Source organism: Xanthomonas sp. BRIP62415, from assembly GCF_003993515.1.
GTDB classification, from domain to species: domain Bacteria; phylum Pseudomonadota; class Gammaproteobacteria; order Xanthomonadales; family Xanthomonadaceae; genus Xanthomonas; species Xanthomonas euroxanthea.
In genome coordinates, this window is sequence record NZ_QEZH01000032.1 from 90,722 (window position 1) to 105,244 (window position 14,523).

Annotated in this window: 11 protein-coding genes; 3 read left to right on the plus strand and 8 right to left on the minus strand. The window is 66.6% G+C overall.

Annotated elements, in window-relative coordinates; translation table 11 throughout:
- The first annotated feature begins 97 nt into the window (after window positions 1–97).
- Window positions 98–994, plus strand: coding sequence for a helix-turn-helix domain-containing protein (locus EO141_RS17550; protein ID WP_127169819.1), 897 nt, complete (start codon window positions 98–100; stop codon window positions 992–994).
- 585 nt (window positions 995–1,579) lie between these two features.
- On the opposite strand, the gene EO141_RS17555 is transcribed toward EO141_RS17550, so the two are convergent.
- The 6 genes from EO141_RS17555 to EO141_RS17580 form a co-directional block, all read right to left on the minus strand.
- A complete protein-coding gene (locus EO141_RS17555; RefSeq protein WP_104650575.1) occupies window positions 1,580–3,061 on the minus strand; it encodes a benzaldehyde dehydrogenase in 1,482 nt (493 codons plus the stop codon).
- Between the two features lie 28 nt (window positions 3,062–3,089).
- Window positions 3,090–3,857 carry a coniferyl-alcohol dehydrogenase gene (locus tag EO141_RS17560; RefSeq protein ID WP_127169820.1) on the minus strand — a complete coding sequence of 256 codons (768 nt, stop codon included), beginning with the start codon at window positions 3,855–3,857 and terminating at the stop codon, window positions 3,090–3,092.
- Window positions 3,858–3,890: 33 nt separating this feature from the next.
- Window positions 3,891–4,832, minus strand: a complete 942-nt coding sequence (locus EO141_RS17565) for a transporter (protein WP_127169903.1) — start codon at window positions 4,830–4,832, stop codon at window positions 3,891–3,893.
- Between the two features lie 208 nt (window positions 4,833–5,040).
- A complete protein-coding gene (locus EO141_RS17570) occupies window positions 5,041–5,517 on the minus strand; it encodes a MarR family transcriptional regulator (RefSeq protein ID WP_104583863.1) in 477 nt (158 codons plus the stop codon).
- Window positions 5,518–6,104: 587 nt separating this feature from the next.
- Window positions 6,105–7,349 carry an HD-GYP domain-containing protein gene (locus EO141_RS17575; RefSeq protein WP_119130636.1) on the minus strand — a complete coding sequence of 415 codons (1,245 nt, stop codon included), beginning with the start codon at window positions 7,347–7,349 and terminating at the stop codon, window positions 6,105–6,107.
- A gap of 137 nt (window positions 7,350–7,486) precedes the next feature.
- On the minus strand, window positions 7,487–8,794 hold the full coding sequence (locus EO141_RS17580) for an MFS transporter (RefSeq protein WP_127169821.1): 1,308 nt from the start codon (window positions 8,792–8,794) through the stop codon (window positions 7,487–7,489).
- A 731-nt stretch (window positions 8,795–9,525) separates the two neighbouring features.
- Here EO141_RS17580 and EO141_RS17585 point away from each other — a divergent pair.
- Entirely contained in the window at window positions 9,526–10,071 is a 546-nt protein-coding gene (locus EO141_RS17585) for a gamma carbonic anhydrase family protein (protein ID WP_164739302.1), read from the plus strand.
- A 256-nt stretch (window positions 10,072–10,327) separates the two neighbouring features.
- Here EO141_RS17585 and EO141_RS17590 read toward each other — a convergent pair whose 3' ends face one another.
- Window positions 10,328–10,594, minus strand: coding sequence for a YkgJ family cysteine cluster protein (locus tag EO141_RS17590; RefSeq protein ID WP_104650573.1), 267 nt, complete (start codon window positions 10,592–10,594; stop codon window positions 10,328–10,330).
- A 48-nt stretch (window positions 10,595–10,642) separates the two neighbouring features.
- Window positions 10,643–12,010, minus strand: a complete 1,368-nt coding sequence (locus tag EO141_RS17595) for a cellulase family glycosylhydrolase (RefSeq protein WP_127169822.1) — start codon at window positions 12,008–12,010, stop codon at window positions 10,643–10,645.
- 409 nt (window positions 12,011–12,419) lie between these two features.
- On the opposite strand from EO141_RS17595, the gene ilvD reads away from it, so the two are divergent.
- Window positions 12,420–14,258: a dihydroxy-acid dehydratase gene (gene ilvD, locus EO141_RS17600; RefSeq protein ID WP_127169823.1), complete on the plus strand. Its 1,839-nt coding sequence runs from the start codon at window positions 12,420–12,422 to the stop codon at window positions 14,256–14,258.
- Window positions 14,259–14,523: the final 265 nt, after the last annotated feature.

The following is a 14,523-nucleotide window of genomic DNA, read 5'->3' on the forward strand; positions in this document are numbered from 1 at the left end:
CAATGCTCCTGCCCCAGCTGACGGATGCACGCCAGTGTGGGTAGCCAAGCGCGTGCAGTGAAGGGATGATTGCGCGCAGTGCTTGGACTTTTCGACGATGCCCAGACGCGCGCACGCCATTGCTGCAGCCACCGCGGTGCCCGCCTTCGGCCTGTACGGCGAGCAGCACGCCGACACGCCCGAGTTGTTGCACTGGGAGTCGATTGCCGCACGCAGCCGGCTACATGACTGGCACATCGCTCCGCACCGGCACGAGGACCTGGCACAGTTGCTGTACGTGCAACGCGGGCCGGCGACGCTGCAGCTGGATGGCCGCAGCCAGCGCGTGCGTGGCGCGCGCGTGATCTGGCTGCCGCCGCTGTGCGTGCATGGCTTCGGGTTCGATCCGCGGGTGCGCGGCCACATCATCACCTTGTGCATGCCGCTGGTGCGCGACGCCTTGAGTGCTGCACCGCTGTTGCAGGCTGCCCTGACCATCCCGCAGGTCCTGCGCGCACAGCGCGCACGCGGGCTGCTCGACGTGCTGTTCGCCAGCATTGCCGACGACCATGCCTGCCGACGCGTCGGCCATGAGGCTGCATTGCACGCTGCCGCAGCGCAGTTGTTGATCTGGACCGCCCGCACGGCGCTGGAACACGCGCAGGATGCCGCTGCGGTGAGTCCGTATGCCGACCCGGCACTACGCCATCTCCGCGGCTATCAGGCCTTGATCGACGAGCATTACCGTGCGCATTGGCCGATCTCCCGCTATGCCGAGCAATTGGGCCTGACGCCGGGCCATCTCAACGCGTTGTGCCAGCGACTGGCCGGCGCCTCGGCACTGCAATTACTGCAGCGCCGCATCATGCTCGAAGCCCGCCGCAGCCTGCGCTACACCAGCCTGAGCGTGCAGCAGATCGCCGCCGACCTTGGATTTTTCGACGCTGCGTACTTCAGCCGCTATTTCGTACGTCACGCCGGCTGTTCGCCGACGCGCTTTCGCGCTGGCGATTAAGAGCGACCGATCCGTGGGCTGGTTGCAGGGTTTTCAACAAAGTAACCAGCGGACTGTCCGGTGCGGTGTCCTCGCTGATTGCCGGACCGTGTAGCGGCATGGATGCCGCCACCGAGCCCCCGGGGATGGGTTCACGGCGTGTCCCGCGAGCGGTGAGGGCACCGCGCCCTCGACGCTGCTAGCTGGCTGCACGGCCCTTGCCCGCCCACCATCGCGGGACACGCCGCAAGTACGTCCTTGTAGGCTCCGGCGCGGCATCCATGCCGCTCAGGGTCCCGCGACGGTGAGCGGGCAAGGACCCAGGCGAGATGGTCGGTGTGCAAGGCTAAGAGCCGTGCTGGATGCGCCTTGTTCGACCATGGAGCATCGGCTCCATGTCTGATGCACACCGCACGAGAGACAGCTATTCAGATGAGTGCCGGCCAACTGTCTGGTGCGGTGTCCTTGCCGGTTGCGGGACCGTGTGGCGGCATGGATGCCGCCACCGAGCCCCCAAGGACGGGTTCACGGCGTGTCCTGCAAGCGGTGAGGGCACCGCGCCCTCGACGCTGCGAGTTTTGCTGAAGGGCCCTTGCCCCACGCCGGTCAGAACGGGTATTGCGGCACTTCGTTCTTGATCGTCAGCCACTGCCAGTGGGTGTACTGCTCCCAGTCGGCCGGCCCGCCGACACTGGTGCCGTTGCCCGAGGCACCGGTACCGCCGAAGGGGTTGATGACTTCGTCGGACACGGTCTGATCGTTGATGTGCAACAGGCCGGTATGGAGCTTGTCGCCCAGGTTCATCGCGCGCGACACCGATGCCGACAGGATGCCGGCGGCCAGGCCGTACTCGCCATGGTTGGCCAGTTCCGCGGCTTCTTCGTCGGTGTCGAACACGGTGATGTTGATCACCGGCCCGAAGACTTCCTCGTCGAATGCACGCATGCCCGGACGCACGTTGGACAGCACCGTCGGCGCATAGAACAGGCCTTCGTTGCTGGCACCGGCTTCCACCACCGCACCGGCGGCAACGCTGTCGTCCACGATATCGATCACACGCTGCAGCTGGCGCTGGTCGATGATCGGGCCCAGGGCCACGGTGCCGCTGACCGGATCGCCAACCGGCAGATGCCTGGCCTTTTCAGCCAGCCGCTGGGTCAGCGCATCGGCAATGCCACGCTGGACCAGCACGCGGCCGGTGGCCATGCAGATCTGCCCTTGATGCATGTAGGCGCCGAACGCCACGGCAGAGGCCGCCCTGTCCAGATCGGCGTCGTCGAGCACGATCACCGCGTTGTTGCCGCCCAGCTCCAGCGACACCTTCTTCAGGTGCCGGCCCGCGATCTCGCCGATGCGTCGCCCGGCAGCGGTGGAACCGGTGAAGGCAATCATCGGGACATCCGGCGATTCGACCAGCGCCTGGCCGATGGCGGCATCGCCATGCAGCACGTGCAACAAGCCCTTCGGCAGGCCCGCTTCCTCCAGCACCTGCGCGATGACCACGCCACCGGTGTACGGCGTGCGCGGGTCAGGCTTGAGCACCACCGCATTGCCCATCGCCAGCGCCGGAGCCACCGACCGCAGCGACAGGATCAACGGAAAATTGAACGGGGAAATCACCGCGATCACGCCCAGCGGCAGATGCCGGGCCAGGCTGAGCTGGCCGGCGCCGGTGGGCAGCACCTGGCCGACGGCCTGCAGCGGCAGCGCCGCCGCCTGCTGATAGAACACCACCGACTCGTTCACTTCGCGCTGGGCCTTGGGCAGGATGCCGCCGGTTTCGCGCGCGATCAGCAGCGCCGCTTCCGCACTGCGTGCTTCCATCAGCTGCGCGGCACGGTGAAACACGGCAGCGCGCTCACGCGGCGTCGTGGCTGCCCAGGCACGTTGCGCTTTTTTCGCCAGCGCCACGGCAGCGGCGACATCAGCCAGATCGGCCTTGCCGACTTCGTGCAGCAGCTTGCCGGTGGCCGGTTCGATGATCTGCGCGGTGCCGCCGTTGCCGGGCACCCAGTCGCCATTGAAGATACAGCCATGCCACGCCGGGACGGACGACGCGGCAATCGCGGTGTTGGGGAGAGCGTTCATGGTCTAGCCTCCTGCTGAGGGGGTGGTGTTACAGAGTGGTGGACGCCAGCCCGCCATCGACCGGCAAGGTGATGCCGTTGATCCAGCGCGCAGCATCGGAGGCGAGAAACACGATGGCCTCGGCCACCTCGTCGGCGTACGCCGGACGCGTCATGCGCTTGGCGTCTTCCTTGACGCGCTCCTCGCCGAGCATGGTGACGAAATCGCCGAGAATCGGCGTAAACACCGGTCCGGGCGCGACGTTGTTGACGCGCACGCCATGCTCGGCGAACCAGGGCCGCGACTGCAGCAGGGTCCAGACGATCAGCGCTTCCTTGAAGTACTGGTAGCAGGTGTCGTGGCTCACCGGATGCGCCTGCAACCACGCAGTGCCGGACGCAAAGCTGTCGGTGGCGGCCAGTTGCTTGTGCAGTTCCAGGCGTTGCGGCCATTCTGCGCCCAGGATGGAGGCCACGTTGATGATGGAACCGCCAGCCGTCATGCGCGGCAGCAGCGCCTGGCTCAAATGGCGCAGACCCAGGTAGTTGACCCGCGCCACGACCTCCAGCGGTGCGGTGCCGGGAACGCCGGCCACGTTGGCCAGCGCGTCGATGCGCTCCGGCAAGGCCTGCACCAGCGCATCGATGGATGCCGGATCGCCAAGATCGGCCTGGTGGAACCCGTGCAGCGACATCTGCACCGGCATGCGATCGACGCCGATCACCCTGGCACCATGGAAACGGGCCAGGCGTGCGACTTCGGCACCGATGCCCGATGCCACGCCGGTGACCACGATCGTCTTGTTCTGCAAATTCATTGCCACTCTCCGAAGAGGCCGGCCGTACCGGCGCTAGAACACATGGACGTACTGCAGGTTGACGTTGTTGCCGGAGGCAGCGTTCTTGACCTCCACCGGCAGATACACATTGGCAAACAGCATATTGTTGGCATCCATCCGCCACACACCGCCGGGGCCGGCATAGAACACGCGTTGACGGGTGTCGGCCACGCGCTGCCCGTTGGTGCGGTTGTCGCGGAACTGGGTGAGGTAATAGGCATTCACGCCAAGGCGGATGTCGGGCACCACTTCCCAGGACGTGGCGAAGTTGATCCAGCCCGCATCGCCGGCCTGGCCGTTGCGGAACGCAAAACCCGGCGGCAGGTTCGGACGCCGCTCGCTGCGGAAGTTGTAGATGTAGTTGATGCGTGCGCTGACTTCCCAGTTGGGCGTCGGGAACACGGTGAACGCGTATTGCGGCACCAGCGACCAGTAGCCGGCGCCCTGATTGAGGTCGCGGTCGCGGTCGAACTTGCCGGTCGGCGCGATCGCATTGATTTCGAAACGCTGCGAAAACACCGGCCTGCCATTGCGGATCACCGGCAGCATCTGCAGATAGGGGCCAAAGGTCAGGTCACCCACACCGGCGCCGTTGTCGCGCAAGCTGGCAATGCTGTTGCGCCCGAACGAGGCATCCAGGTTGATCAGCGGAAGCAGCGTGTTGATGCCAACCGCGCCGCCAAAGAGCTTGTACGGCGTGACATAGGCGACCTGGGTCAGCAGCAGGGTCGAATCGATGCGCGGGCGATCAAACACCGGCACGTCGTTGCCGCGGGAATCCTTGATCGCATCCAGTGAGCTCTGACGCAGATAGGTGATCACCGCCCAGCCGGGCGTGGTGCGGGTGAAGCCGTCCAGGTAGCTGGTACCGCCGGTATTGATGCCGTTGGTCAGCGTCGTACTCTGCGGCAGGTTCTGCGCCCCGGCGGTGCCGGCAGCGAGCAGCGCCACCATGGCAAGCGCTGCGCGGCGCAGCCCCGACGCGCGGGAAGACAACCCAAGCAGGACCGATCGATAGTTCACTGCAAACATCTCCAGCATGGGGAGGGACAGCGGACACTGCGGCGGAACAACGGTCAGGCAGGCGCGATCGACACGCCGGCGACGGCGCGTGCAAAGTTCAGGTAGAAAGCGGGCCGTGCGCCTGCACGGCAGCTGCGGATCAGGCGGTGTCCAGACGGTCCAGCCGGTCGAGCGCGCGCAGCAACGGCGCCTCGCTGCTGCCAAGCACCACGCTGAGTTGCTGTTCCATCCGCAGCACTTCGGCCTCGGCGGCGCTCAGCAGGGTCACACCGGCGGTGGTCAGCGACAGGTGCTGCATGCGTCGGTCCTGGCGTCCCCGCACCTGCCGCAACAGGCGGCGCTTGACCAGGCGTGCCACCACGATCGCCAGGTTGGGCGCCGACACGTGCAGCACATCGCCGATCTGGCGTTGATTGATGCCCGGGTTGCCGTCCACCAGCATCAGCAGCGAGAAGTCCACCGGCTTGAGATCGAACGCTGCCACGCAGTCCTGAAACATCCGCCGCACCAGCAACTCGGTGCGGGTGATGCGGTAGCCCAGCAGCCGCAGCAGGCGCGCCTGATCCACCGTGGTGACGGCATCCGGCGGCAGGGCGGCATTGGCAGTGACGGACATGACGGTTCTCGCAGCGAAGACGACGGGCGGACCGGTGCGCGCAACGCACACTGCCCGCAACGCCGGTCCGCGGCGTGAGCTGCATTGTAGACGCGCTCAGGCATGCCGAGGGGGCCTTGGCCCCGTCGTGCAGGCAGGCCACAGCATGCAGGTGCCGGTCCAGCGCCAGCACATGGCGGGCGTCTGCGGCGGCAGGCAGGTGTGGGAAGCGACGGTCATCCAGGCACGGCTGAGACATGGGTTCCAGGTCGGCAAGTGATTGCGTTCCGGAATAGTTATGGATCATAACTACATTGCCAAGCTGCAGCGCAGCATGGTCGCGCTCGCCAGGCTGACCAATGCGCCTGGTGGTGGTGGCGGCAACCGGCTTGCGGCCGGCGCGCCGGGCACGGGTGCGTGCGGTGTGCCGGGCCTGGCAGCGGTGGTGGCAAGCACGAGGACAACGCTGCGGTTGTCACCACGCGACGCTTGCGCATCCAGCCCAATCGCCCAGCGGGATTCCTCAACTGGCGTGGCGCTCGCTCGATGCATCTGCGTGCCAGCTAGGCCAACTGCTAACTGGCGGCCTACGGGTTACGAATTACCGATTACGGCAACCATAGCTTCTCGAGATCGCGGAAGCCCCAGTCGGTGGGGCTTTCCATCTGTGCGATGCGGTCCTGGCAATCCGGCCGCGACAGATCGATGTCCTGCACCAGCACATGGCTGCGCAACTTGGCCGAATAGAACACGCGGACCTTGGGCTTGAGCAGCGCATCGGCGGTCTGCTCGATCACCACCGCCAGTTTCTGCGACTCCAGCCGCACCAGCGAGCCGACCGGATAAATCCCCAGCCGGCGCACGAAGGCCTGGAACACCACCGGGTCGAAATGCCCCTGCCACGACGCCATGCGCTTGAGCGATTCGGCCGGATCCCAGCCGCGCTTGTAGGGGCGGTCGGAGCTGATGGCGTCGTACACATCGCACACCGCACCCATCCGCGACATCAGCGCGATGTTCTCGCCCACCAGCCGATTCGGGTAGCCGCTGCCGTCCATTTTCTCGTGATGGTGCAGCGCGATCTCCAGCACCACCGCGTTCTGCACGCCGCCGGCCACCAGCAGGCGATGGCCATCCAGCGGATGCTGGCGCATGACCTCCATTTCGTCGTCGGTGAGCTTGCCCGGCTTGTTGAGGATGTCCAGCGGCGTCACCGCCTTGCCCATGTCGTGCAGCAGGCCGCCCATGGCCGCCTCGACGACCTGCCCTTCGGGCAAGCCGAGCTGGCGCGCCAGCCCGCTCATCAGGCCGGCCACCGCCATCGAATGCAGATAGGTGTAGTCGTCGGCGGTCTTGAGCCTCGCTACGCTGATCAGGGCCTGCGGATGCCGCAGGACCGACTCGTTGATGGCTTCCACCAGCGGCATCGCCGCCTCGGTGTCGACGGTACGTCCAAGCCGCACATCGCGGAACATCGCCTCGACCGTGTCGCGCCCGTCTTCGAAGATCTTGCGTGCGCGCACCACTTCGGACTCGATGCCGACCTGCGCGGTGACGCTGTTGGTGCGCGCGGTGCGCGTGGCGGTGGGCGGTTCGGGCGTCGGTGATGGTGATGGTGATGGTGCCGCCGGCTCGGGCTCCGGACTGGTTGCGTCCGGCGCCGCCGTTTCCAGATCCAGGCCACGCGCGGTATCGATTACCAGTTGCTCGATCCGGCTGCCATGGATCTTCTCCACGTCATCCGAATCGACCAGGAACGAGGTCTTCCAGAACGGATGGTGCACCCACGCGCCCAGCAGCTTGTAGACATACATGCCGGGGCGGAGTTGATCGGAGTCGATGGTTCTGAGCATGCCGGCGCTGATCTGCAAATGGTCCGCGGAAGAGCCCGCCACAACGATGGAGGGTCTGTCGGGGTATCGGCAGTGCGCAGCATTTCTTTGGCCCGGTCGACCTCGCTCGGCTGCGTGACAACCGCCAGCCGGGCAGTTCAGCGCGCCGGCAGGCGCATGCCCAGCACGGCGATGGCCGCAAGCAGCAACGGCACGCTGCAGGCCAGGTACAGGGCCGCCGGCGACCAGCCCGCGTCCACCAGCAGGCCCACGCACAGCGGCGAGGCGATCGCGCCGAAGCGGCCCACCCCGATCGCCCAGCCCATGCCGGTGGAACGCACCGCCGCCGTGAAGACCACCGGCGCCACCGCATACAGCCCGGCGATGGCGGCAAACAGCGCCGCGCCGCTCAGCACCGCCGTGGCAAACGCCCAGCTCAGCACGGTGTTGTAGAGGCCAAAGGCCAGCAGCGCCAGCGCCGAGATCCCCAGCGCGCCGGCGGTCAGCCGCGACAGGCGCGCACGTGCGGCCAATGCGCTGAAGACCGCCCCGCCGGCAATGCCGCCCAGATTCAACAAGACACCACCGGTTACACCCTGCGCCGCCGACAAGCCGGCCACGACCAGCAGCTTCGGGGTCCAGCTGAGTACGAAATAGAACGCGAACATCAGCAGAAAGAACGCCAGCGCGATCAACAGCGACTGCCGCCGCAATGCCGGTACGAACAGGGCCGCATAGCCCTGCGCCCGATTGGGAATCTGCGGCGGTGACGGCAGTACCGCATGCGGCGGCATGCCCATGCGTGCGAGCACCGCATTGAAGCGTGCGGCTGCACCGGGCGGGCGCCGCGCGATCAAAAAATCCAGCGACTCGGGCAAAAACGCCAGCACCAAGGGCACGCACAGCAGCGACCCGAGCGCACCGAGCACAAACACCGCGTGCCAGGACCATTGCTGCAACAGCAACGCCGCGATTGCGCCGCCCAGCGTCGCGCCGATCGGGTAACCGGTGGCCTGCAGCGCCAATGCCGTGCTGCGCCACCGGGCGGTGGAATACTCGGCAGCGATGACCGCAACGCAGGCCAGCATGCCGCCGATGCCGATGCCGGTGAACGCACGCAACGCGCCGAGTTGCCACACGCCGGTGGCCAGCGCCGAGGCGCCCATGCCCACGGTCAGTATCGCCAGGCAGGCCAGGATCGTCGCGCGCCGCCCGATGCGATCGGCCAGCGGCGCCAGCAGCAACGAACCCGCCGCCATGCCAACCAATCCGGCACTGAACAAGGCCCCGAGCAGCTTGCCCGACAACTGCCATTGCGCCGACACATGTGGGGCGGTGAAGGCCATCGCCATCACATCGAAACCATCGAGCATGGTCAGCAACACGCACACCGCCACCGCCCTCCACTGGAACGGCGTCATGCGTTCCAGTACGAAAGGTGCAGGTGTCGCGGCGCTCGGGGTCATCGGGTGATCCTGGTGTAGGAATGGCAGGTGCGTCGGCAGCCGCATGCGTGGCCATGCGAGCGTGCAGCGGCAGCACGACGAAGATGCGGGCAAGCCTCGAAGCAGCAGCGGCACTCGACAATGCATCGGCACTGCAACGCAGCACGAGCGCCGCGTTGCAAAGCGCCATCGGCACGCTAGGCCGATCGCAGGGGACGTTCAATACACCCGCACGCACTGGTGTGCGCTTATCGAACAGGCCGGCAGAGCGCTTCGCCTGGCTCTCCATGCATTCGTTGAGGTGTCTGCATGGCGGCACCCGGGGTATGCGGATTGCTTGCACGGACACGATCGACCTCGCGCCTACTGCGGCAGCGCGTGACCTGGCGTGCGATCGGACCGGGTAACCATCACGTTCGTCTGGTCCGGGGTGCGAAGCGCATTGCTGCACTCGTCGCGCAGGCATGGCATGCGAGATTTCGCGGTAGCGAACTTTGAACGACGCAAGATGCGCATGACTGCAAACCTCCACACGCAGTGCAACTCGATCCCTTCGAAGCTGCAGCAAACATTCAGGCGTAGCCCCACAGGTTCTGGCGTCGGTCGTTTCAACACGCCGCGCTGCTGCGTCATCCACGGCCACAGCCAGACAGGTCATTTGCCACGCCAGCGCTTGCCGCATGCGACAGTCGCCCCGCTATCATGCCGGCAGTGCCCGCACCGAGCGGCACGCCGACATGCTGGAGATCATCGTGACCCCGATTCGCTCGTTCCTGGACCACACCCCGCAACTGGGCGCACGCGTCTATGTCGACCCTGCCTGCACCATCATCGGCAAGGTGAGCCTGGGCGATGACGTATCGGTGTGGCCGGGCACGGTGATTCGCGGCGACGTCAATCACGTGCAGATTGGCGCGCGTACCAACGTGCAGGACGGCACCATCATCCACGTCAGTCACCATAGCCCGTTCAACAAGGCCGGCTACCCGACGCTGATCGGCGCCGACGTCACGGTTGGCCACGGCACCATCCTGCATGCCTGCACCATCGAAGACCTGTGCCTGATCGGCATGGGCGCCTGCGTGCTGGACGGCGCCACCGTCAGGCGCTACGGCTTTGTCGGTGCCGGCGCGGTGGTCGGCCCGGGCAAGATCGTCGGCGAAGGCGAATTGTGGCTGGGCAATCCCGCGCGCCTGGCCCGCACCCTCAGCGACAAGGAAATCGAAAGCCTGCATTACTCCGCTCAGCATTACGTGCGGCTCAAGGATCAGTATCTGGGCGGCGCCAGCGCGGGCTGAATCCGGGTCCCCGCCCTGCGGCTGCAGGCCAGCATCGGCCCTCTGCGACACGGGTACACCGCCTTCGAGCTGGATGCACCTGCCGCAGACGCCCGTGGCCTGATGCTGGCAGGCCGACGCGCAGAGAGATGACGGCAGCAACGCGCCACACGCCGCGCATCCCTGGCCGCCCGGGATGCAGCGCAGCTGCAGCCAGCCGCGGGTTGCATGGCGGCGGGGTTGCATGGCAGCAAGGACGCCGGTGACCTGGCGCCGCTTACGGCCGCGTGGCCTGCTCCAGTGCCGTCAACGTGGCCAGCGCCTGGGCGCGCGAAGCGCCGCACATGTCCTCGGATGGACGCAGGCTGGCGCACACCGCCGGCCGCGTCGGCAAGCCGAACAGGCGACACCGGCCCCGGCCATCGAGCTGCACGCAGGGCACGCCCGCCGGCTTGCCCTGCGGCATGCCGGGGATCGCCGAACTGATCGACGGGGCAATACAACAGGCCGCGCAGCCGGCGCGGCACGGGAAGTCCATGCGCATGCCATCAGTGTAAACCGCCGCGTCCTCCGGGCCGCGGCGGCGCCGGGGTTAGAGAGGTGGCGGCACGTAGCCGGACAGGCGCACGTCGAAGAAGGCCTGCACCGCAGCGAGATTGCTCTTGGCCTGGATGTCCGCGCCCACGTCGTAGCTCATGCCCAGCACATCGTCATCCGGCCAGCCGGGGCCGAAGCACCACTGCGTGCTGGGGATATTGTTGGCCTGCAGATGCGCCAGCATCTGGGTGGTGGCGACCTCCGCGCTGTGGTTGCCGGCCGGATAGCCATGCTCACCCAGATAGCCGCGTTTGCCGGCATGCTGCAGGGCTTCGATGAAGGGCGCCACCATCTCGATGCCGGTGTCCGGCTTGACCACCTCGTTGCGCCCGCCGGGCCCGACCCAGTTGCCGCCGCCAGCTCCGTCGCTATCCAGGTAGTTGTGCGCTTCGTAGACGATGCGGTTGTAGGGATCGGGGATGTCGAACAGGCCCATCGAGTCCTGCTGCCAGAGCCGGGCACTGGCATAGCCGTTGCCGCACACGAACATGAAGTGGTCGCGGTCGCGATCGATGATGGTCTTGCAGCACGCGGTGGCGGTGTTCTGCCAGTGCGCCGACATCGACAACACGCTGCCATCGGCGTTGCGCTCCTTTCCCTGGTATGGCTCGTTCATCACGCCCCAGCCGAACACCGCCGGGTGTTGCCTGAAGCGGTTGACGATGCGTGCCCACAGGTCGGGCAGGCCGGCCTCGTTGTAGAGCGTGCACCCCGGCGTGCCAATCACGCGGTATTCGTAGAGCTTGAGCAACTGGTCGCGGCGATCGAAATAGCCCTGGTAGCCGAAGCTGCGCAGCGGATAGGTGTCGGCCCAGACCTCGGCTGCGGCCGGGTTGTCGACGCGGTTGCCGCGTGCATCGACAAGCGTGCCGCTGGCGTCGCGCCGGTAGCCGGACTTGACGGCCACCCGCTGCGGCAGGCGCATGTAGTCGTGCAGCTCCACGATGGCGCGCTTGCCGCGTGCAGCGATGTGGTCCAGTGCGTCCTGGACCTGGCGGCAGTAGGTCTCGTTCAGGGCCACGCCCTGCCCACGCGTGAAGCGCGCGGCGGTGGTCGGCAGCCGGAACAGCGGGCAGGCCCCGGCGGCAGCCACGTGCTGCGCGGTGATGGCGCGGTAGTGCGTGCCGATCTCGGCATTCTCCACATAGCTGTTGGAGGCCAGGCCCGACAGGTTCAGGCCCGCGAACGGCAGGGTGGCGCTCTGCGCGGCCGCGCGGCCGCCCCACCCGAGGCCGGCCAGCGCCGCCGCGCCGGCTGCGCCCTGCAGCACGCGGCGCCGCGTGATGCCGGCCGTTGCCGCCGGCGTCTGGTCGATGGGATGCGACGTTGCCGCCGTGCGGCGTGAATGAGGATGGTCGGACATGGGCGCCTCCTGCGGTGCCGTTGGTGGAGATCCTTGGCGGTGCTGCTCCCCCCATTGGCCGCACCGGTCTAGGGACAATCCTGCCGATGTCCCGGCGGCGCGATCTGCGCTCCGGTTCGCACTCCGGGCACTGCATGCGCGCCCGCATACGTTTACATCGCATTACATGCCGGGCCGACGACGTGATGCAGCGGGACCAAAGGCGCGCGTTCACGTGCAGTGCCGGCCGGCGCTGCTGCATTCCGCGTGCGCTGCGCACGATGCCCTCGCCCGCCCGCCAGCACGGCGTGCATGCGCCCGCGTGCTACCGTGCCAGATCACCGGAACGCGCCGCGACCGTTGCAGCAGCAACAGTTGCGACGCGGTCTAATTGCCAGCCACCGCTCGCCAATCAGCCGTCGACTTCGCCATGCCCGAGTACCGCTCCAAGACCTCCACCCACGGCCGCAACATGGCCGGCGCCCGCGCACTGTGGCGCGCCACCGGCATGCGCGATGGCGACTTCCACAAGCCCATCATCGCCATCGCCAACTCGTTCACCCAGTTCGTGCCCGGGCACGTGCACCTGAAGGATCTCGGCCAGCTGGTCGCGCGCGAGATCGAACGCGTCGGCGGCGTGGCCAAGGAGTTCGACACCATCGCCGTGGACGACGGCATCGCCATGGGCCACGACGGCATGCTGTATTCGCTGCCCAGCCGCGAGATCATCGCCGACTCGGTCGAGTACATGGTCAACGCGCATTGCGCCGACGCGCTGGTGTGCATTTCCAACTGCGACAAGATCACCCCCGGCATGTTGATGGCCGCGCTGCGGCTCAACATCCCCACCGTGTTCGTCTCCGGCGGGCCGATGGAAGCCGGCAAGACCAAGCTGGCCGAACACAAGCTCGACCTGATCGACGCGATGGTGATCGCCGCCGACGACAGCGCCTCCGACGAAAAGGTGGCCGAGTTCGAGCGCAGTGCCTGCCCCACCTGCGGCTCGTGCTCGGGCATGTTCACCGCCAACTCGATGAACTGCCTGACCGAAGCGCTGGGCCTGTCGCTGCCCGGCAACGGCACCGTGGTGGCCACGCATGCCGACCGCGAGCAATTGTTTTTGCGCGCCGGGCGCGTGGCGGTGGAGCTGTGCCATCGCTGGTATGGCGGCGAAGACCCCACCGCGCTGCCGCGCGGCATCGCCACCTTCGAAGCGTTCGAGAATGCGATGACGCTGGACATCGCCATGGGCGGCTCCACCAACACCATCCTGCATCTGCTTGCAGCGGCGCAGGAAGGCGAGGTGCCGTTCGGCATGCGCGACATCGACCGCCTGTCCAAGCGCGTGCCGCAGCTGTGCAAGGTGGCGCCGAATACGCCCAAGTACCACATCGAAGACGTGCATCGCGCCGGCGGCATCATGGCCATCCTCGGCGAGCTGGCACGCGGCGGTTTGCTGCATACCAACGCCGCTACAGTGCACGCACGCACGCTGGCCGATGCCATCGCGCAATGGGACGTCACCCAGACCGACGCAGAGGCCGTGCACACGTTCTACAAGGCCGGCCCGGCCGGCATCCCCACGCAGATTGCCTTCAGCCAGGCCACCCGCTGGGACAGCCTGGATACCGATCGCAGTGAAGGCTGCATCCGCGATGTCGCACACGCCTTCTCGCAGGAAGGCGGCCTGGCCGTGCTGTACGGCAATATCGCCCGCGACGGCTGCGTGGTGAAGACCGCAGGCGTGGACGAATCCATCCACGTGTTCGAAGGCAATGTGCGTGTCTTTGAGAGCCAGGATTCGGCGGTCAAGGGCATCCTCGCCGACGAAGTGAAGGCCGGCGACATCGTGGTGATCCGCTACGAAGGCCCCAAGGGCGGCCCCGGCATGCAGGAAATGCTCTACCCCACCAGCTATCTCAAATCCAAGGGCCTGGGCAAGCAATGCGCCCTGCTCACCGACGGCCGCTTCTCCGGCGGCACCTCGGGCCTGTCGATCGGCCACGCCTCGCCGGAAGCCGCCGCAGGCGGCGCGATCGGCCTGGTGCGCGACGGCGACAAGATCCTGATCGATATCCCGAATCGTTCGATCAACCTACTGATCTCCGACGAGGAACTTGCCCTGCGTCGCGCCGAGCAGGATGCCAAGGGCTGGAAGCCGGTCGAGGTACGTCCACGCAAGGTCACCACGGCACTGAAGGCGTATGCGTTGCTGGCGACCAGTGCGGACAAGGGTGCGGTGCGCGACAAGGCGTTGTTGGACGGCTGAGATTGCACGCAGAGCAACCTGATGTGATGCATGTAGATTGACATGGTGGCGTCATCGGTACAGGCTTCGATTAGTGTTGCGCGGGTGAATCGCGCTTCTCTTAAATGAGTACCGGTGGCACAGATACTGGTGTGCACTCAACTGATCGGCTACTCACGGCCTAGTCTCCATCATTCGCTAAAGCAAATACCGACGTCAAGTCTTGGGTAAGACGTTCTCTGGCGACTGTGGCACACTAAGTCAGACATGAGCACCGGGGGCACAG